At 52.1% G+C, this 19,459-nt stretch carries 15 protein-coding genes; 4 read left to right on the top strand and 11 right to left on the bottom strand.

Features of this window, described 5'->3' with window-relative positions:
* Positions 1–26 precede the first annotated feature (26 nt).
* The 9 genes from IPG22_14380 to IPG22_14340 form a co-directional block, all read right to left on the bottom strand.
* A complete protein-coding gene (locus tag IPG22_14380) occupies positions 27–1,238 on the bottom strand; it encodes an ATP-dependent Clp protease ATP-binding subunit (GenBank protein ID MBK6589473.1) in 1,212 nt (403 codons plus the stop codon).
* A 343-nt stretch (positions 1,239–1,581) separates the two neighbouring features.
* Positions 1,582–2,898 (bottom strand): inositol-3-phosphate synthase, encoded by a 1,317-nt coding sequence (locus IPG22_14375; protein MBK6589472.1) that lies wholly within the window; start codon positions 2,896–2,898, stop codon positions 1,582–1,584.
* A gap of 134 nt (positions 2,899–3,032) precedes the next feature.
* Positions 3,033–4,712, bottom strand: coding sequence for a DUF1957 domain-containing protein (locus IPG22_14370; GenBank protein MBK6589471.1), 1,680 nt, complete (start codon positions 4,710–4,712; stop codon positions 3,033–3,035).
* A 16-nt stretch (positions 4,713–4,728) separates the two neighbouring features.
* A complete protein-coding gene (locus IPG22_14365; GenBank protein MBK6589470.1) occupies positions 4,729–5,079 on the bottom strand; it encodes a type II toxin-antitoxin system PemK/MazF family toxin in 351 nt (116 codons plus the stop codon).
* The gene (locus IPG22_14360; GenBank protein ID MBK6589469.1) at positions 5,066–5,278 is read right to left on the bottom strand and encodes a hypothetical protein; all 213 of its coding nucleotides are present in this window, start codon (positions 5,276–5,278) and stop codon (positions 5,066–5,068) included. The genes IPG22_14365 and IPG22_14360 overlap by 14 nt, the downstream gene beginning before the upstream one ends.
* A gap of 9 nt (positions 5,279–5,287) precedes the next feature.
* A complete protein-coding gene (locus tag IPG22_14355) occupies positions 5,288–6,556 on the bottom strand; it encodes a DUF4912 domain-containing protein (GenBank protein MBK6589468.1) in 1,269 nt (422 codons plus the stop codon).
* Positions 6,557–6,715: 159 nt separating this feature from the next.
* The gene (locus IPG22_14350; protein ID MBK6589467.1) at positions 6,716–7,555 is read right to left on the bottom strand and encodes a DUF3108 domain-containing protein; all 840 of its coding nucleotides are present in this window, start codon (positions 7,553–7,555) and stop codon (positions 6,716–6,718) included.
* Positions 7,556–7,557: 2 nt separating this feature from the next.
* Positions 7,558–8,106, bottom strand: a complete 549-nt coding sequence (locus IPG22_14345; protein MBK6589466.1) for an isoprenylcysteine carboxylmethyltransferase family protein — start codon at positions 8,104–8,106, stop codon at positions 7,558–7,560.
* On the bottom strand, positions 8,103–9,215 hold the full coding sequence (locus tag IPG22_14340) for a glycosyltransferase family 9 protein (protein MBK6589465.1): 1,113 nt from the start codon (positions 9,213–9,215) through the stop codon (positions 8,103–8,105). The genes IPG22_14345 and IPG22_14340 overlap by 4 nt, the downstream gene beginning before the upstream one ends.
* Before the next feature lie 116 nt (positions 9,216–9,331).
* Here IPG22_14340 and IPG22_14335 point away from each other — a divergent pair, with 116 nt between their 5' ends.
* Positions 9,332–10,540 (top strand): carboxypeptidase regulatory-like domain-containing protein, encoded by a 1,209-nt coding sequence (locus tag IPG22_14335; GenBank protein ID MBK6589464.1) that lies wholly within the window; start codon positions 9,332–9,334, stop codon positions 10,538–10,540.
* Positions 10,541–10,834: 294 nt separating this feature from the next.
* Here IPG22_14335 and IPG22_14330 read toward each other — a convergent pair whose 3' ends face one another.
* Entirely contained in the window at positions 10,835–13,033 is a 2,199-nt protein-coding gene (locus IPG22_14330) for a winged helix-turn-helix domain-containing protein (GenBank protein MBK6589463.1), read from the bottom strand.
* Positions 13,034–13,236: 203 nt separating this feature from the next.
* Between IPG22_14330 and IPG22_14325 the strand changes: the two genes are divergently transcribed.
* The 3 genes from IPG22_14325 to IPG22_14315 all read left to right on the top strand — a co-directional run bounded on the left by IPG22_14325 (position 13,237) and on the right by IPG22_14315 (position 18,012).
* Complete coding sequence (locus tag IPG22_14325) at positions 13,237–14,736, top strand: carboxypeptidase regulatory-like domain-containing protein (protein MBK6589462.1); 1,500 nt, start codon at positions 13,237–13,239, stop codon at positions 14,734–14,736.
* Positions 14,737–14,996: 260 nt separating this feature from the next.
* Positions 14,997–16,508 (top strand): carboxypeptidase regulatory-like domain-containing protein, encoded by a 1,512-nt coding sequence (locus tag IPG22_14320; protein ID MBK6589461.1) that lies wholly within the window; start codon positions 14,997–14,999, stop codon positions 16,506–16,508.
* Between the two features lie 4 nt (positions 16,509–16,512).
* Positions 16,513–18,012, top strand: coding sequence for a carboxypeptidase regulatory-like domain-containing protein (locus tag IPG22_14315; GenBank protein MBK6589460.1), 1,500 nt, complete (start codon positions 16,513–16,515; stop codon positions 18,010–18,012).
* A gap of 2 nt (positions 18,013–18,014) precedes the next feature.
* On the opposite strand, the gene mpl is transcribed toward IPG22_14315, so the two are convergent.
* Positions 18,015–19,454 (bottom strand): UDP-N-acetylmuramate:L-alanyl-gamma-D-glutamyl-meso-diaminopimelate ligase, encoded by a 1,440-nt coding sequence (gene mpl, locus IPG22_14310; GenBank protein MBK6589459.1) that lies wholly within the window; start codon positions 19,452–19,454, stop codon positions 18,015–18,017.
* Positions 19,455–19,459: the final 5 nt, after the last annotated feature.

Here is a 19,459-nt window from a genome sequence, read left to right as displayed (position 1 = left end):
TTCATTCCTAAATATCGTCAAGTAGCTTAGACGTCGTTATTCTCGCCTTTTGATTTGCTCATTCCGGCCGCAACCTGCGAAGCTGGCAGCGGAAGTCCGACGGCATCGGCACTGATCAAGGGCTCATTGTCATCCGTCTCATCTTGTGGTGAGCCCGCAATGATCATCTTTCCGGACTGCTTCCGGAAGGTTAGCTGCTCCATCTCCTCATCAAAATCGACCACTACATAGTCGCCCGTTTCAACCTGTTCGGTCGCAACGAGATTCGACAAAGGATAGACCAGAAATCGCTCGACCGACCGCTTCAGGTGCCGGGCACCGTACTTGAGATCGATACCTTCGCTAAGCAAAAATTCCTTTGCTTCGGTCGTACACTCAAAAACGAATTTCGTACCGGCAGATTCGGTGATCCGATCCTGAACCGATCGCAGCTCGATCTCAAGGATCTGCCGCAAATGATGTTCTTTAAGGCTGCGGAAGACCACGACCTTGTCGATGCGGTTCATAAATTCCGGTGAGAATTTACGTTTCGCGGCTTCAAGAGCTGTGCGGTAGATCTTTGTGTCGATCTCGTTATCTTCTTTTGCCTGATCTGTCTTCGTCGGCATAAAGCCAATGCCGCCGGAGATCATGTCGGACATTTCACGAGCTCCAAGATTCGAGGTCATTATGACTATCGTTCTGGAGAAATCGACGCGGCGGTTGTCGCCGAGCGTCAACGTTGCTTTGTCCAAAATGCCTAATAGCAGCTGCCAGAGCGAGTCCGAAGCTTTTTCAATTTCGTCAAAAAGAACGAAAGTAAGCTTGGTATCTTCGGTATGAGCTTTGTCGAGATTCTCCTGCGTGAGCATCGGCGAGGTTTCGCGATGGCCTAGGTATCCCGGAGGCGAACCGATCAATTTGGCGATCTCGTGAGAATGCTGAAACTCAGCACAATCGATCTTGACGACCGAGTACTGGTCATTAAAAAGAACTTCGGATGCTGCCTCGACGACACGCGTCTTGCCCGAACCCGTCGGCCCGAGGAAGAGCATAGTTCCGATCGGGCGGGATGGGTTGTTCATCCCAGCCAGATAGATCTGGAATAGCCCGCTCATCCGCCTTACAGCCCTTTCCTGACCGACGATGCGCGACGACAGTTTGTCCTCGAATTCAGCGGCCCGCGGACTTTTTCGGTCCGGATCCAGTAATATCCCCGAGTCAGTGTTTTCTCTTTTTTTCGCCGTTTCCTGTTTCATCTTTCCCTCTTGAGGACCGTTCTGTCCCTCATGCTCTAAGAACGTTGTTCCCGGTACAAACTTGCTGTCACATTGACGACAGGTTTGTCGTCAATAATGATGATGTCAAAAGATTATAAGTTGGCTGGACTTTCGTGTCTGGGAGGGTATCGTCCAGAGGCAAGCGAGTATGAAGGCCCGCTATGCTTCTATAACTAGCACATCCAGAGTCCACCACGCAACAGAAATAAGCCAAAACCGGAAACTTTTTCTGGAAAGTACTTAGGATTAAAAATGAGGATGGCCGGCTTTCAAATGAAAAGCCGGCCATAAACAGATGATCAACTACGCCAAACTGACATACTTAGTCGTAGTATTCAAGCCCAAGGTGAGTAATTAACTCTTCACCCTTCATGTGACGGAGTGTGTTTTTCAGCTTCATCAGCTGAATGAAAATATCGTGCTCGGGGTAGAGGCCCGGAGCGGTCTGTGGTGCCTTAAAATAGAACGACAGCCATTCCTGAACGCCTTTCATTCCGGCACGCTGAGCGAGGTCCATGAACAACGCCAGATCGAGTGCGAGCGGTGCGGCCAGGATCGAATCGCGGCAGAGGAAGTTGACCTTGATCTGCATCTTGTAGCCGAGCCATCCGAAAATGTCGATGTTGTCCCAACCTTCTTTGTTGTCACCACGCGGCGGATAGTAGTTGATCTTAACAACATGGTCGAAATGGCCGTAAAGGTCAGGGTAAACTTCCGGTTGGAAGATATGCTCGAGAACCGAAAGCTTCGAAACCTCTTTCGATTTAAAGTTCTCTGGATCGTCGAGTACTTCGCCATCACGGTTGCCAAGTATATTTGTCGAATACCAGCCATCGAGGCCCAACATTCTAGATTTCAGGCCGGGAGCGAGGATGGTTTTCATCAGCGTCTGCCCGGTCTTGAAATCCTTGCCGCAGATCGGCATTTTCGTCTCGTGCGAAAGCTGGGTCAATGCAGGAATATCAACCGTCAGGTTCGGAGCACCGTTTGCAAACGGCACGCCGGACTTCAGAGCAGCGTAAGCATAGATCATCGAAGGAGCGATCATTGGATCGCTGTCATACATCGCTCTTTCAAACGATTCGATCGTCGCGTGGATCGCTGATTCCTCAATGTATATCTCGGTCGAAGCGCACCAGACCATCACAAGTCGGCTGCAATTATTGTCTGATTTGAACTTAGCGATGTCTGCGATCAACTGCTCGGCAAGTTCCATCTTGTTCTTGCCGGTTTTGACGTTCTCGCCAGTGATGCGTTTGACGTAGTTCTGCTCAAATACGGCCGCCATCGGTTTGAGCGATGAAAGCGGTTCCGAAAGTTGATTGATGAGGTCTTTGTCGAGGACGCCGGCGTTCATGGCCGCGTCGTACGCACTGTCGTGAAAAATATCCCAAGCACCAAATACGATGTCATCGAGCGACGCGAGCGGCACAAAATCCTTAATGAGCGGCGAACGGTTATCCGTACGCTTACCCAGACGGATCGTTCCCATCTGCGTGAGGCTACCGACCGGAGCCGAAATGCCTCTTTTAACCGCCTCAACACCAGCGACAAGTGTCGTACTGACAGCCCCAAGGCCGACCAGCAAAATTCCAAGCTTCCCTTCCGCGGGAGCAATCTCCACACCCTTCTCTACCATTAATTTCCTCCGAAAACCAAACATAAAGAATAGCTTTATCGAGTGATTTAGGCAAATACGATAGGAATTTAGTAGCAGCGGTATCGAAGGTAGGATTTCATGATAATTGCGAAAAACTAAGCGTCGACGTAAATCTAGCCTGCATAAACTCTAAAGTCGATCTCAGCGAAAATATTATCGCGGTTTTCTATCTCATTCAGCAGTTCGTGGTCGACGTCGCCGCAGTCGAGCATTTTGGCGAGCAGGTCGAAGCGGTGGATGTGGGACTGGAAGCGGCGAGACGAATATTCGACCGTCGTGCCCTGATATATCTGGAACGCCCAGTCGCTGGATTGGGCGAGGAGGAGTTCGCGGGCTAGTTGATTCAGTATCCGTCCGGCCGGAACGCGGGAGCCCTCGCCGTGGGCGCCGGTTCCTCCGGCGTGATGCTCGTTGGCCGACGAAGCGTCGCCCATGCCGACGAGGGCGTCGGCATTCCCGGCGAACTTATTCGCATACGCCGTCATTTTTCTCTCAGCGTCGTGCTGATAAGGATACATCCAAGAATTCCCTTCGTTGATCCATACCTTGTAATAGCCGTTCTCGCCCCAGCTTGAGGCGGTGGGCTGCTGGACCTGGATGGGCAACCCGCTGTCGAGGAAGTCGCCGGGTGTGATGCATTCGATCTCGTTTTGGTCGAAATGGATCTTGCGGAAAAAGTAATCGATGAACTGCGGCCCTTCGAACCACCAGTGGCCGTAAAGCTCTGCGTCATAGGGACTTACGACGAGCGGCGGATGGCCTTCGAAGGTTTCGCGGAGCTTGTGTGCCTGCTTGATACGTTCGCCGATGAAATGCGTCGCGTTCTCGGCCGCTTTGTCGCGGGCCATCGCAGGAATGTATGGTTCTTTGCGGTTCTGCGGCACGTCCCGGCCGGTAATGCGGTGATATTTCAGCCCAAGATGGCGGCGTTCGCCGCTCGAATGCAGGTGCGGCTTTAGGTAATCATAGGGAGCATCGAAGCCGATGTCGCGGTAGAACTCGCGGTAAAGATCGTTGCCCGGATAACCGATCTCAGCCGACCAAACCTGCTGACTCGTGTCCACATCGCGGGCAAAAACCGCCGTTCCGTTCGGGCAAACCACCGGAGCATGAACACCATAACGCGGCCGCGGATCACCGTAAAGTATGGCGTGCGTGTCCGAGATGAAATATTCGATACCGCTGTCTTTTAGCAGATCTTCGACGCCCGGCTCGTACGCACATTCCGCGAGCCAGATGCCGCGAGGCTGTCGCCCAAAGTGCTTCTTGTAATTGGCGACAGCGATCTGCACCTGCGCCCGCCGGGATTCCTGCGTCGAGATCAGAGGCATAAAGCCGTGAGTCGCACAGCACGTAATGATCTCGATGACGCCTTCGTCCTGCAATTCGCGAAACGCGTTGATCAGGTTTCGCTGATAGCGGTTATTCCAGAGATCGAGCGACGCCGAGAGGTTGTCGACGTACATTTTTGCCACGTCACGAAAATTCTGAGATTCGCTCTGAGTGCGGTGAAGTTCTTTTTTCGCGAGCTCAAGCAGGTTTTCGAGATGCCGCGTGTAGCGTTCCTGCAAAAGCGGATCAGCCAGCATCTCACACAGCGGCGGCGAAACATTCATCGCGAGGCGAGGTTTAATTCCCTGCTCGTGAAGCGACTGAAAAATGAAAATGAGCGGAAGATAAACCTCGGTGATGGCCTCGTAAAGCCAGTCTTCTTCTAAGAATTCAGGATATTCCGGATGCCGGACAAACGGAAGGTGAGCGTGAAGGATCAGGCTAAAGTATCCGGTTGGCATAGTCGTCAGGTTATAGCTAGTTTTCGATCAGAGCTTTGATCCTGGAAACAACCTTAGCGAAATGATCGTCCTTTACAGTACTGTATTTCCGGAGAATTTTCCCTTGATCGATCGTAAATAATTTGTGAGCTTTGACCAGCGAAGTTTCCGGTAGAACGCCGATCTCAAGATCATCGTCTGTTAACTCTACCGAATAGGCGTCCTTGCGAAGATTCGACGTTATGACACAGACCAAGACATCCTTAAATTTTTCGTTGTATCGATCATTAGAAATGATCAAAACGGGACGCCTTTTTGCGCTGCTTAGATCAGAATACGGAAATGGAACCAGTACTATATCCTTCTGGCGATATTTAGTGCCACTCACTTGCCGATTCCTCCCAAGCGTCGTCCATCACACTCTCGGTCAAGTCGCCGGTGTAATCGCCCATATACAGTCCATATTTGTCCTGATAAAGAATATCGATGAGCTTGTTTACATTCTCAAGCAATGCGCTGTCCTTAAGGAGCGTCAATTCCTCCTTCAGGCTCTGGTATTCACTAACTGGGATCTCAATAGTTTGCATAACTAAACCTTAACGTCCTAAGGAGTGCGAACTCACCGGATTGTATCTCGGTGCTAACTCTATTGAGGGCTTCTTGTTTGAAACTGTTTTCGTTTTCAACGTCTTCGGGAAATTCACGAGGCTGGCTCCGTAAACGGCGGGGCCGAATTCTTCCTCGGTAAATTCCGTTTCCTCGATCTCGAAATGCTCGGTGAGCGACGACATTGCACGTCCCGCGTTGATCTGTCCGGCATTCGCCTGAAGTATCGCAAACAGCGTGGGGCTTACCTTGCCGCGAAGCTCCTCGAGCGTCATTCCCGACGCGAGTGCGATCAGAGCGTAACGGAGTTCGTCCGACGAAATGCCCTCGATCTGCACCTCGCCGCTGCCGATAAAGCTCGTAAATGCCTGTTGCGAGGCGTCCTGAGCCAAAGCGATATCGTCGCCCGCCATAGCAACGTCAAACGCATCTCGCGAAAATCCGGCGACATCAAGAACCTCGGCAAACTTGTTTGCACTCACACGCCAGTCAGAATCCGTCGCCGCACGTGGGCTGGGCGAACGTCGCGGCGTCTCGATCGAATTCGAATGGAGGATGCGGAAATACGGGCGTCCCGGAGCAAAAAATCCGACCTCAGCCTGATATTTGCGGTCAGGTTCGACATCGAACCACCAATTCCCTTCGGCCTCGCACTGATTGATCGTCTCGTGGCCGTAGGTTTGATCGATAAGCTTGATTACGAGCGTGTAATTGCCCAGATCGCTGCCGAAAACATTTGTCAGTATCGCCCATGGGTTTTCCTTGACCGACCAGTAAAAATAGATCCGAGTCGGCGTCTGCATCTGCAAACGGGCACGGTTTTCTTTTTGCAGTTCGGGCAGTTTAACATCTGCGAGAGCTTTGAACGTCGGCGAAAGTTTGACCTTTGGCTCCTCGACGGCAAGTTCGGCTGTGATGTCGAGGTTTTTCTTTCTCGAATCAGCCTTGCCCGGAACTTTGGCGGCTTTGGACGCGGCTTTTAACGCTCGCGCAGTCGTTTTCGCAGCCCGCTTTTTCACCGGCGAAGCGGTGGCTACAGTCGTTGCGAACGGGTCAGATTCGATGGTCTTAGCCGTCTTTCTGACACGCTTTTTCGGGGCGGCGACCTCTCCAAAAACTTCTGCCGCGACCTTACGCAGACCCGTTTTCTTGACCGCTTTTACCTCAACCACAGATTCAAACGGATCAACCTCGGATTTTGCCTTCGCCGAACGCTTGCCTACAGGGGTTCTTTCTTCTTTATCAGTTTTCGTAGCCATAAAATAAATTACGCGACATTGAAGTATGCGGTCTTTTAAGAAAAGTTACAAGCCTTTAGCTCCAGGGCATTAGGAAGCAACCACTGAAATGCGCGAAAAAACACTAAAAAGATATCTTCTTTTTAGTACTCGTTTTGTGTAATTTCGTGGTTCCTGTTCCTAACTCGGCTTCGTCATGGCCTTGAGTTTGATCTCGACCTTACCGTATTGAGTATCGACTTGAGCCTTTACCGGGGTATGCAGTTTATCATCGGTGAGCCAAAGGACCATCTTGCCTTTCTGCTCGATCAGGCGGCCCGGTCCAAATATCTCGGGCTCGACCCGCAGGCACCAAAATTTACCGATCGCCGTCCCAAGTTGCTCACGCTTTGTAACTGCGACCGGCACCTTGTATACCAAACCGGAATCACTGACAGAAAGTTCGAAACGGTCGCCCACCGCCAGTTCGCGCAAACGCATTGCGTAGATCGCGGAGATCATGTCGTTCATCGGATCGGAGATCTCAGATGCGATGCGGCGGGGCGGACGATTGACGTCCTTCGGGTCGGTCTCAACATAAGTTACCCGCTTCATCTGGTAATCGAACTCGGCCTCGCTATCGCGAACACGCTGTTTCTGAACGTCCTTTTTAACCGTCTTTACAATGCGAAAAGTTGACAGATCCACGACCGATTCGTAGTCCTGCATAAAGCTGTAGCGAAACAGCTTCAGCATCGTGCCTTTTGATTCGGCGATCGATCTGATCGAGATCTGATCGCCTTTCGGTGTTATTGCGGTACTGAATGTAAGGTCGGCAATGGAGATGCTTAGCTTTAACTTGCTGGCCTTGCCCTCGAATGTCAGCTTTTCGCCATCGAATTTGCTTGCCGGCATGGAAGCAGAAGGCGACTTGTTTCCCGCCACACTCCCAGGCAGTGTTGGGCCCTGGGCCAAACCGACAACTGTGGCCGCGAATAACATTGCGGCAAAGAGCATCGATCTGAAAAACAACAGCTTCATAACTAAGTCAGAAAATACGCCTTCGCGGCTAATATTGCGACAACGACTGCGGCACCGATCGCCGCCCGATATTCGCGATACTGCGAGTATAGCTGAAAGTCGAATTTTTCGCCTGTATTCCGCCATACCGTGATACGCGGAATTAACAACGGGACATTCTTCTCGTATTCGTCGAATTCCTCGCCGAATATCCTCCGCATATCACCTATTTCGACGCGCATAACCGGCAAATAGATGCCGAGGAACAAAATACAAAATAGGATCGCGAGCCACCATACACCCGCCGCAACCGTAAAACCAAGCCCGAGGATCAGACTGCCGAGATAAAGCGGATTCCTCGTGTATCCATACGGACCGCTGACGGCTAAGGTTTTCGCCTTTCTAATATGCCCCGAAGCCCACGCTCGAATCAGTACGCCAACGCACACAACGGCCGAACCGATCGCGAGTGTAGGCAGCGTCGGCCGCGCAAAGATCAAAAAAACGATAGCAAAAATGAAACCAAGTGGAACCCGGATGCGTTGAACAATGCGTTTGTCGAATTTGATCATAAGCGTTTGAGTCGCTCGCCCACGGCGGTCAGAACAGTCTCAACCTCGATATCCATACAGATCCATTTCGAACACGTCCGCCGATGGCAATCGACGCGGCAATCGATGTCGTCTCGCTCGACGCAGATATCGTCGGCACGCGGACTGCCGTTTCGCCACCATTCCGTCGGGCCGAATATGCCGACGATAGGTGTTCCAGCCGCTACCGCAATATGCGTCGGCCCAGTGTCGCCTCCGACGTAAACTGTCGCCCTTTTTGCCAGCTCGTAAAATCCTTTCAGACTCGGCTCGGCAAGCGTAAGTTTACCAGAATGGCTATTCGCGGCTGCCTTTTCCGCAAGCTCCGACTCTTTTGGCCCCGTAACGACGACCGATGCCATACCGTGCTCTTCCCAGATCCGGTCGGCTAACACACCGAATTTCTCCGCATGCCAAAGCTTCGTTACCCAGCCGCCTGCTGGGTTGAGGACGGCAAAACACTCGCGTTGCACAAGCCCGCGCGTAAGCAAGGGCGAATCATTCGAGTGGAGCGTTTCGCTCTCGCTCACGCGCGGGCTTGTGCAGACAGCTTCAATTATCGCCTCAGCCTCTGCAACGTGTTCGGAAAAAGTCGCGATCGGAAACTCAAAATACGTATCAGGAACCTCAATATTCAACGCTCCCGCGGCGAGAGCGAGATTCTTTCTAATAATATGGATTCCAGTTGGAACGGCGACCTGATCGGTCAACAGCAGTCGGCTCGCGGGTTCCCGCAAACCATCTTTAGAGAATCCGAATCTTTGCCTCGCCCCCGACAACTTACCGATCATCGCCGATTTCAAAAGCCCTTGAAAATCGATCGAGACATCAAACTTGAACCGACGCAGCTCCTTGATCTGCTTAGTCGCCCCGAGCAATATCTCCTCGATCACCTTCCCGCCTCGAAGGCTCTTGGTATCGACCTCGATCAGGTTGTCGATCAGCGAATTCCCGCGCAACATCTCCGCCGATCGCTCCTCGACAACCCACGATATCTCTACATCCGGCAATGCCTGGCGAATAGCTGATAATGCTGGCAGCGTGTGGATAATATCCCCAATACTGCCGAGTTTTACGATAAGGATGTGCATCGAGTCAGAATAGTAAACAACCTAGTCGATAATAATAGCAAGAATATATGGTTCGACTATTCGCGAGGTTCGTCCGTCTAATTTCAGAGCTTGCGACGATTGCGTACTACCCTCACATGGGAAAAAATATCTTCTTATTAATACTCATCATGCTTTCAACCGGCCGGATATCTCTCGCACAGAGGCAAAGCTCGCTGATCTTGCCCCAAACTACCGACCCTGGTATCACTACCAACTTAAACAACCATTTCGTTTCGATCAACAGGTCGGTCACGCAAAAGAATCAGCTCTTTATATTCCTACCGGGAACCGGCGGCGTCGGAATTACCGCCAGAGAGATCAACTGGACAGCAGCCGATCTTGGCTTTCATGCGATAAACCTAACATATCCGAACGACGAGGCGATAAACGACCTGTGCTCCGCGACGGCCGATCTTGATTGCTATGCGAACGCCCGTCTCGAAGTCCTAGACGGCACCAACCGCTCCTCACTTGTAAACGTTAGCCGCCCGAACTCGATCGAAAATCGCCTGATCAAGCTACTGATCTACCTGCGGACTCAGTCACCGAATGATAATTGGGGCCAATTCCTGATCAACGATTCGACCATCGATTGGTCAAAGATCGTTATTACTGGTCATTCACAGGGCGGCGGGCATGCTGCGATCATCGGCCGATACCACGCGGTCGCGAGAGTGGTTATGTTCGCCGCGATGGACTTCAACGCCCGATCCAACGCCCCTGCTAACTGGATAGCCCAGCCGAACACAACGCCAAACGCCACGACACCCGACCGATTCTGGGGATTTTCACACACACGCGACGATCAGGTGAATTTTACGCTTTTGACGAATCGGATCTGGCCGGCATACGGAATGCCAACCTTTGGAGCGGTTTCGAATGTCGACACTCAAGGTCCACCATTTTCGAATACCCACTCGCTGACAACCGATCTGGACTGCGATGTAACTCACGGATGCATCGTCGTTGACGCGAGGCTTAGCAGGCTTCCAGACGGAACGCCGATCTACAAGCCTGTCTGGGAATACCTATTGTCAAACACCGTCGCATCCTCGGCATCCATCTCAGGCCGCGTCCTGTCACCGTCAGGTATCGCCATTCGAAATGTCATCGTGACACTTACTGATTCGCAAGGCATAAGGCGAACCGCCGTAACTGGCTCGTTCGGTACTTTCACTTTCGAAGACGTGCTGGCAGGACAAACCGTCATAATCGGAGCCTCCTCCAAGCGTTATCGATTCGCCCCGATCTCCATTTCCCTGACCGCTAACCTCTTAAATGTGGATCTGATCGGACTAGAGTAGTTTTACTCATTAGGCCGTCATCGCAGGGAATACAGTAATTTTTCATGAATCCCGCCAAATCCGCCGTTCGACATACCCGCGATGACATCGCCATCGGCCATTTGCGGAGCGAGGTGATCGCCCGTTGAATCGGTGTCGGGTAGAACTCGTCGAGTAAGCGGCAGCGTCTGTAGAAAATCGCCAATGCTGCCAGGAACTCCGATGAGAAGATATATCGCTCCCTATCGTAGCTGTTTGCTTCCTAGAATCGAACTGAAGAGCAGGGGAAAAAGTGGCAAATACCTTTTTCGCCGCCTACCTGCCGCTGGCCAGGACTACATCGCTTACAGCGGTTGATCGGCTGAGAACCACTTGCGTGGAGCCGGGGAACAGGGCGAAATCTTCAATTTTGTGCCATTCGAAATTAGTGATTTGCGTCGCCGTGCCGCCGTCCAGTGGTACGCGCCAAATATTTCCGATATCTCCATCGTTATCGACTAACATAAGCGACTTACCGTCGGTCGACCAACGTGCCACGCGATCCGTGATTCCATCAGGTACGTTCACACTTGGCCCCATTGGCCCTCCGTCTATTGACACGGTGCCAACTCTCCACTTGTCATCGTCCATATAAAAGAATGCTACGGTTCGCCCATCAAATGAAACAGTCGGCCGCATCGCAAAGTAATTAGTTAACTGCATCTCTTCGCCGCCGCCGTCGAGAGATATTTTCCAAAGGGTGGATTTGATCCCAAAGCCAAACCCCTTTTGAAAGACAACCGAACGATTGTCCGCCGAGCAGTTCGGGTAAAATTCGCCATCGCCGTTAGTCAATTGCAGCATTTCGCTGCCGTCGGGTCGGCTACGCCACAGATTTACTTTTCCTGATCTACGAGATGGGAAAACTACGTATTTCCCATCGGGCGTTAGACACAAGCCACGTTCGTCGACCTGACCGTCAACAGTTATCTGCCTTCTGGCTCCGGAGCTCTCAATGACCGACAAATTCGATCCTCCATTGGCATTTGAGCGAAAAGTAACTGCGCCACTGCTGGCTGCTGCAATTGTGTCTAGCTCACCCGTTTCTGATATGAGGTTTCGTGTGGTTAAAGCCCCTTGTCCAAGCGTTCCGAGCCAGAGGCTACTGGTTCGACTTTCCTGCACCGATACAAATTGTTTTCCATCGGGAGTCACGCCGATAAACGAATATTCATTCAAGTCGTTCGTCAACCGGCGAACTTCCCCGTCGGCCGCGGAGATAAACCAAACCTGACTCGGCGACTGCGCCGTGTCGCTCCCGGTTACGAGCAAACCACTTTCGTCCCTCAACCATTGTACGCTGTTGAGTGATCGCCACCTTTTTGCGGTCAGGGCTTTTTCTGAACCATTCGTAGGATCGACCCCGATAATATTTGAATAACTTTCATCTCCCTCCCGGAAACTGTGTATTACGGCGATCGTCCGCCCACTCGGTGACCACGAACAGGGCTGTCCCATAACTTGTAGACCGGCCGGTCTTCGTCGCGATATCAACTCGCGGCGTTCGCCGCCATCGAGACTGTCGATCAGCAGGATCGTTCGACTACTTCCAGAATCCGAGACTACGTGGGCGAATTGCCTTTTATCGGGTCCAAAGGACATTGAAAAGCTTGATAACGCAAGTTTTTGACTCAGGCCGCCCAAAGCGGGCACCGCGAATACCTCTGCGTCGACTTTGTCACCGGGAAAATACCCGTAATAAACGATTTTGCCGTCAGGCGAAAAGATGAAGAAGCTAAACAATCCTTTCTGCGGACCAACCAATTCAATTGAATTGCCTATATCGATCTGCCTTACCGAAAGACTGACGCCCTCTTTCCCCACGCTCTCAAACGCAATGAGGTTACCGTCCGGCGAAAGAGCGACTTTGCCGACGTTCCCCGAATTTGTCAGGCGACTTAATTTTATTTCCGGGAAAGGCTCGCCGGGGGTTTGCGTAGATTTGTACGCACGCCAACTCACGATCGAAATAGCCGATATCGCGAAAAGGCAAACTAACGCGAGCCTCCGACGCGATAGGAGGGGCTTACCGGTTCTGCCCGGCATATCCACCTCAGCAGCTACCTGCAGATCGGATGTCTGGAGCTCATAACCACGACTTGTGTCCGCATCTCTGCCAGCCGTTAGCTCAGGATTCTTGCCAAGGGTACTTACCGGCGTCACAAATCGATAGCCTTTTTTTGCGACCGTTTCGATGAATTTACTGCCGTTCTCGTCTACTCCTAAAACTTTTCGAAGCGTATGGACAATTCGTGTAACATTCGCCTCTTCGACAAATGAATCCGGCCAGACTAAGCCCATTAATTCTTCTTTTTCGACGAGATGTCCAGCGCGTTCGACGAGAATAACCAGCACGTCAAAGGCTTTTGGCGTGAGAGCTACGACCTGCTCACCTTTTATCAGTCGGCGCTCTTCGACATCAAGTTCGAAGGTACCGAATCTGTAAATACTTCTAATCTCCGCGTCGGTGCCCATAAGGAGAAAATTAGGAGAAAACTAAGATTTTATTCCAAAGACCGCTCGGCCTAAAAGAGCTAGATTACATAACAATTCGATGAACTGTCTCTGATTTTGAGACGGTAGTATAACTCAGAATCAGTATCGTTGGAACGAAAAAAATATCGACGATTCTGCTAAGGGTGTTGATGATGGATTTGCCAGAATCACGAGGTAACACGATGAAATACTTTTCGATAGCTCTCCAGGCTTTCTTAGTGACACTTTTTATAGTTTGCACCTTCCCGTTATTTGCAACCGCGGCTTCTGGATCGCTGGATCCGACTTTTGGAATCGGCGGTGTTGAAAGATTCTACGATTCGTGGGGTCAATCGATCAGAGTTCAGCCGGATGGCAAGTTAGTTGTCCTCGGGGCAGGACTCCGACGGCTTCTCCCGAATGGGCAGCCTGACCCGAGTTTCGGCATAAACGGGACTGCCTCAGTGCCCGCCGGATATGGCACTGGATTTAGCGCCAAGATCCAACCGGACGGCAAAATCGTTGTGGTTGGCGTTTACAGAGTGCATCCGTCGACCGGAGAATTTGCCGTTTGGCGATACAACCCTGATGGAACGCCGGATACGCTTTTTGGCAGCGCCGGTGTCATCTTGACCAATTTCAGGAATACGTCCGACACCGCAGCTTCGGTTACATTGCAAACCGACGGAAAGTTGGTTGTCGTGGGTTCGGCAGGCGACGGTGACAGCTTGGGCTCTTCAGTTGCGGTCGCGCGGTTTGCGGTGAACGGCTCGCTCGATCCCACTTTTGGCAACGGCGGAAAAGTTTTGACAAACCTCACCGCTACCCACGATGAAGCCACAGGAGTCGTCGTCCAGCCAGACGGCAAGATCGTGGTGGCAGGGAGCGGAGGCAATCAAACCAGCCTCCACGTGGTGCGATACATGGAGAATGGCTCTCTCGATCCGGCGTTTGGGTTCGGCGGCATCGCGACAATCGGGGACGCAATCGGCGATGCTGTAGTAATCCAAGGCAATGGTCGCATAATTGTTGCTGGCGGAAGCCTTATCGGCTTGAACAAGGTGTTTTCCCTCTTCGGATTTAACCAGAGTGGGAATCTTGATTCAACATTTGGCGAAGACGGTCTCGCTCGAGGCTTCGAAACAGGTTACGGCTCCGCAAACGATCTTATTTTGCAGCCGGATGGCAAAATTGTAGCAGTTGGTGGGGCGGCCAATGGCTCGCGAGGCGCCATAGCGGTCGCACGATTCTTATCCAACGGAGCGAAAGACGTCTCATTCGGCACTGATGGGCAGACGCTCACGCAGATAAGCGATTCTAGCGATTCCGCAATTGGAGTCGCACTGCAATCGGATAATCGCATTGTCATTACTGGTTTTGCTGGTTTTTTCGACTATGAATCGATCACCGATATGTTGGTTATGCGGTACGACAACGATTCCGCCCAGGCCGGTGTGACTGTCACGGGACGCGTGCTGCTCCCAAGCGGCGCTCCACTACGGAACACGACGGTTTCCCTGATCGATGCATTTGGGAATTCTCGAAGCACAACATCCGGATCGTTCGGCGTCTACACCTTTGAGGCCGTTGCCGCGGGCACCTCGTACACGCTGGTCGCAAGATCGAAACGCTACCGCTTCGCTCCGCGCATACTTACGCCGAATGAAAACATTTCCGGCTTTGACCTCATAGCTGTCGAATGATCCTAGAGGAGGGCGAAACGCAAATGTTATTTTGTTGGATCAATCAGGCACACGAAGGGTCACCACTGCCAGTTCGTTCGGTTTTTATGAATTTACAGCCGTCCAAACTGGCCGTTCCTATACCGTTTCGGTCGTCTCGAAACGCTACAGATTTCAAGCGAGAACTGTTACTCCGAGCGACAACATCACTGGATTTGACTTCACGGGGATGGAATAGCCAGTGAATCGATCAGCCGATCAGCGAGACCATAGAGGTTTCTATGTTTATAAGACTCAATCGTTATATCGTTGTCCGATTATTTCTCGCAGTTCTTTTTCTGTCTGGTACGTCAGCGGCACAGTTGGACCAAACCTTCGGGGTCGGGGGAAAAGTCGTTTTTTCTCCTTTTCCTGGTGGAGCAACTGCCCGGCGGGTTAGGATACAGCCGGACGGAAAGATCGTAACCTTTGGAACTACCACAATATGGTACGGCAGTTCATTTCTAAGCCGGCATGACTCAAATGGCGTGCTCGATCCGAGTTTTGCTGGTGATGGGATCGTCGAATTTTCCGACGGTTTCTACAACGACATGGTCGTTCTCTCAGGCGGCAATATCTTGGTGACAGGGGAAAGTGCTTATTTCGCGGGCGCAACGGGTTTTCGTACCTACGACTCAAACGGCACTAGACTGCTGCGACCAGCAGAAGCTAGCTGGGACGACACCCTGGGACGACGCCTTCTGGTGCAGCCCGACGGCAAGATCATAATCGTTACTTACACCGGAACACCAAACTTCGCCGCAAATGATCTGGCCGCCATTCGGTATATGGACACCGCCGAGTACTTTGACCCGTCATTTGGCAACTTTTCCCTGGCAGTTTCCAGTGTTCCAGTACGGCGGGATACAGAATTTTGGAATGATCTCTATGGAGCCGATTTCCTTGGTGATGCTGCGATCCAGCCGGATGGGAAGATCGTCATGATGGGTAGCGGGACCACAGGTACGAAGGTGGTACGGCTCACAACCACAGGAGTTCTGGATGGAAATTTCGGGAGCAGCGGGATCGCCTCGTTGCCAGGCAGCCTCGCATACGCCCACCCCGGCGGTATGGTGATCCAGAATGACGGAAAGATAGTTATCAACGGCGTCCTTACCGAATTTGGGCTCAACTCTTCGTTCATTGTCCGACTCAACGCCAACGGAACTCTCGACGACCAGTTCGGAACCGGCGGAATAGTTTCGATCTTAGAACCCGATCCGGACGCACGCGGTATCGGCACAGCTCTCGCGATCGATCCGACCGGCAAGATCATAACCGCCGGCGACCGGGGCGGAAGCTTTGCCCTGATGCGTTTCCGCCCGTCCGGCCTTCTCGACACCTCGTTTGGCACAAACGGTGTTCTCGTAACCCCGATGACAACGGAGCGAAGCTCGATCCACTCGATCGCGTGGCAATCCGCGGGCAAACTCATCGCCGTTGGCACCGTCGAGGGAACAAATCGAGCGGTCGGGATCGCCCGATACGAAATTACCAACAGCGGAATCACTATCTCAGGACGTGTTGTCACGCCCAACGGTACCCCAATTCGAAATGTGTCGGTAACTCTTGTCGATTCTCAGGGATCAAGACGAACCACGAACACAGGATCTTTCGGACTTTTCGTCTTTGACAACGTAACTGCAGGGTCTTCGTATACCGTATCTGCTTCGTCCAAGAGATTTAGATTTCCAGCGCGGTCGATCCAGCCAACCGGCGACCTCACCCTTGAAGATTTCGTAGGACTCGAGTGACTTTATGACGAAACTTAAATTGCTGTTCCCTTTAAACATCAACAAACCAGAGGATCTCATGAAAATAAAACTGGCAGTGTTGACCGTATTCAGCTTATTTATTGTAATGCTGAGCCATGTCAACTCGGTGGCCGCCCCAGGCGACCTTGACCCGACTTTCGGCGGCTCGGGGACGATCGGCATCTCGGCCAACACTATACCTACGCGTGTCAGAATACAATCGGATGGGAAGATCGTTACGTTCGGCTACTACCCGTATGGCAAGTATTCCTATATCTCGAGGAACAATGCCGACGGGACGCCGGACTATACATTTGGCTCCGGCGGAGTGGTTACGATCCATTACTATCCAAGCTTGGAATTTCTGGTTGACTATGTCGAATTGCACGATGGTAAATATCTGGTTGTCGGCACGAAAAACAGTGCTTTTGCTTTGTTCCGCTACAATTCAAACGGGACCCGAGATGCATCATTCGGATCAAATGGTGTCTGGACACCTCTGGGCAGTGACGGCCCCTCCGAGGGAAACGCGATCATCATACAGTCTGATGGTAAGGTCATTGTCTCTGGATTTTCAGACACGGGATTTCTAATTCGTTTCAACCAAAATGGCTCTCCAGATGAGAGTTTCGGCATAAATGGCAAGGTCATCTCAGCCTTTGGAAATTTAGGCGAACTAACGATCCAGCCCGACGGCAAGATCCTCGCATGGGTTGAGGGCCAGAGCCCAAAGATTGTCCGATACAACCCTAACGGAAGTCCCGACGGCAGTTTTGGGGCCGGCGGAGTTCTCACTCCTGCGATCGATTACCGAGGGGATATGGCCCTTTCGCCAGACGGAAAACTCGTTATCAGCGGGCGCTTGATCAATTTGCGGTCTGTGATTGCACGATACAATGCAAATGGAATTCTTGATGCATCATTCGGAATAAACGGGGAGGTTTCCCTAACGGAAACCCCGGAAAATTCGTACTCGTCCGGAAAAGCTCGGGCGTTGGTGGTGCAGAGAAACGGCAAGATAGTGTTCGCCGGAGATCGTGATGCTGTCTTTTCGATCTCTCGCCTCAATTATGACGGGACGGCCGATGAAACTTTTGGGACGAATGGTACTGTCATTACGCCGCTTGCTCCGATATGTCGATTTTACGACGTTACGATCCAAGCTGACGGCCGGATAGTCGCTGTCGGGGATGCTGGCAGCAGCAGTAGTGCTCAATATGTGGGCCTGATACGTTATATCGGCGATCCCCCGCCGGTTACACTGAGTGGCAAGGTAACGACGCCCAACGGCCGCGGGTTGCGAAATGCTGTAGTTAGGCTGACCGATCCGTTAGGGGTTGTCAGAACCGTAAACACCAGCTCATTCGGGCTCTACCATTTTGACGACGTGACACCAGCCGAATCGTACACCATCACGGTTTCGTCGAAGCGGTACCGCTTTGCTGCGGCTAACGTTTTGGTAAAAGGCAATATGGTAAATTTCGATTTAGTCGGAATGGAATAAGATCAATGCCTGAGGACTTCGAGGATCTTGTCGTGAATTGATCCGAATCCACCATTAGACATAACGGCGACGACATCGCCGTCGACCATTTCCGGAGCAAGGTACGCAACGATCGCGTCGGCGTCGGTCAAAGTCATGGCAGGTGTACCATTGGCGGTTATTTCGCCGACGAGCTTTGGGACGTCGAGTACATCGCCATAGTTTTTTGCGTCTTCGGGGTTGAAGACGCCGGCGATGATGACGAGGTCGGCGTGGGCGAAGGCGGCTTTGTATTTTTCTTCGAAGACCGACAGGCGTGACGAGCGGGAACGCGGTTCGAAGACAGCGATCAGTCGGTTATCGGTGTAGCGTTGGCGCAGGGCTTTTAAGGTTTCGTCCACCGCCGTTGGGTGATGGGCAAAGTCGTCGATGACGGTAACCCCGCGTTCCACTCCGCGGACCTCCATCCGGCGTTTCACGGACTCAAAGGTGTCGAATGCCTCCTGCATTTTCGCTTGAAATATTCCCCACGCATCGGCGGCTATAATTACGGCGAGGCAGTTGCGGACGTTGAATTCGCCGATCATCTTGGTAGTGAATTCGCCCCATTTTTCGCCGCTCTGAAAGATCTGAAATTTCGTTCCAGCGGCTGAAAACTCTATGTTCCGAGCCTGCCATTTCGCTTCAGGCGACAGGCCAAATGTCTCGACCGTCGTTTGCAGTTTGCCTTTCATCTGCTCGAGCACTTCGCCGACGACCGGCGAATCTATGCCGCAGATCAGGCGGCCGTTGCCGGGTACGAGGTTCATCAGCCGTGAGAATTGCCACTTGATCGCTTCGATGTCTTTGTAGATATCGGCGTGGTCGAACTCGATATTGTTGATGATCGCGATCTCTGGCAGATACGACATGAATTTCGGCTTTTTGTCGAAGAACGCCGTGTCATATTCATCACCCTCGATGACGAAATAGTCGCTGTCCGTCACGCGAAAGCTCTGCCCAAAATTCTGCACAACCCCGCCGACCAAAAACGTCGGATCGAGCCCGCCGACCTCGCACATCCATGCCGCGAGACTAGTCGTCGTGGTTTTGCCGTGCGTTCCGGCGATCACAAGCGATCGTCTGGCACAAGCCCGCGCGTCAGCAAGGGCGTCACCTCGACGAATGAAAACATCGCGGATCGTCTCCGCCTGCGATCGATACAAAAGCTTCCGGTTCAGGACCTCTTCGAGCTCCGGATTTCCACGCATTATCGTGTTACCGACAACGGTAACATCGCGTTCAACATCCGTGTTCTCCGCCTTGTAACCCTGCATGATCTCGATACCCAACGCCTCGAGCTGCGTCGACATTGGCGGATAGACATTCTGGTCCGACCCGGTCACCTTGTGCCCGCGTGCCTGCAGCATCCCGGCCAAACTCGCCATTGCGGTGCCGCAAATTCCAATCAAATGATAGTGCATTAACA

Source organism: Acidobacteriota bacterium, from assembly GCA_016703965.1.
GTDB lineage: Bacteria > Acidobacteriota > Blastocatellia > Pyrinomonadales > Pyrinomonadaceae > OLB17.
The sequence above is the reverse complement of the archived record's forward strand: the minus strand, read 5'-3'. Positions and strand labels throughout refer to the sequence as shown.

Bases quoted from the DNA above. Each gene is read 5' to 3' on its own strand.
- IPG22_14370 (MBK6589471.1), bottom strand. From the start codon at position 4,712: ATGCCAACCGGATACTTTAGCCTGATCCTTCACGCTCACCTTCCGTTT.
- IPG22_14380 (MBK6589473.1), bottom strand. From the start codon at position 1,238: ATGAAACAGGAAACGGCGAAAAAAAGAGAAAACACTGACTCGGGGATA.
- IPG22_14320 (MBK6589461.1), top strand. From the start codon at position 14,997: ATGTTTATAAGACTCAATCGTTATATCGTTGTCCGATTATTTCTCGCA.
- IPG22_14330 (MBK6589463.1), bottom strand. From the start codon at position 13,033: ATGGGCACCGACGCGGAGATTAGAAGTATTTACAGATTCGGTACCTTC.
- IPG22_14340 (MBK6589465.1), bottom strand. From the start codon at position 9,215: ATGCACATCCTTATCGTAAAACTCGGCAGTATTGGGGATATTATCCAC.
- IPG22_14355 (MBK6589468.1), bottom strand. From the start codon at position 6,556: ATGGCTACGAAAACTGATAAAGAAGAAAGAACCCCTGTAGGCAAGCGT.
- IPG22_14345 (MBK6589466.1), bottom strand. From the start codon at position 8,106: ATGATCAAATTCGACAAACGCATTGTTCAACGCATCCGGGTTCCACTT.
- IPG22_14360 (MBK6589469.1), bottom strand. From the start codon at position 5,278: ATGCAAACTATTGAGATCCCAGTTAGTGAATACCAGAGCCTGAAGGAG.
- IPG22_14315 (MBK6589460.1), top strand. From the start codon at position 16,513: ATGACGAAACTTAAATTGCTGTTCCCTTTAAACATCAACAAACCAGAG.
- IPG22_14335 (MBK6589464.1), top strand. From the start codon at position 9,332: ATGGGAAAAAATATCTTCTTATTAATACTCATCATGCTTTCAACCGGC.
- IPG22_14350 (MBK6589467.1), bottom strand. From the start codon at position 7,555: ATGAAGCTGTTGTTTTTCAGATCGATGCTCTTTGCCGCAATGTTATTC.
- IPG22_14325 (MBK6589462.1), top strand. From the start codon at position 13,237: ATGAAATACTTTTCGATAGCTCTCCAGGCTTTCTTAGTGACACTTTTT.
- mpl (MBK6589459.1), bottom strand. From the start codon at position 19,454: ATGCACTATCATTTGATTGGAATTTGCGGCACCGCAATGGCGAGTTTG.
- IPG22_14375 (MBK6589472.1), bottom strand. From the start codon at position 2,898: ATGGTAGAGAAGGGTGTGGAGATTGCTCCCGCGGAAGGGAAGCTTGGA.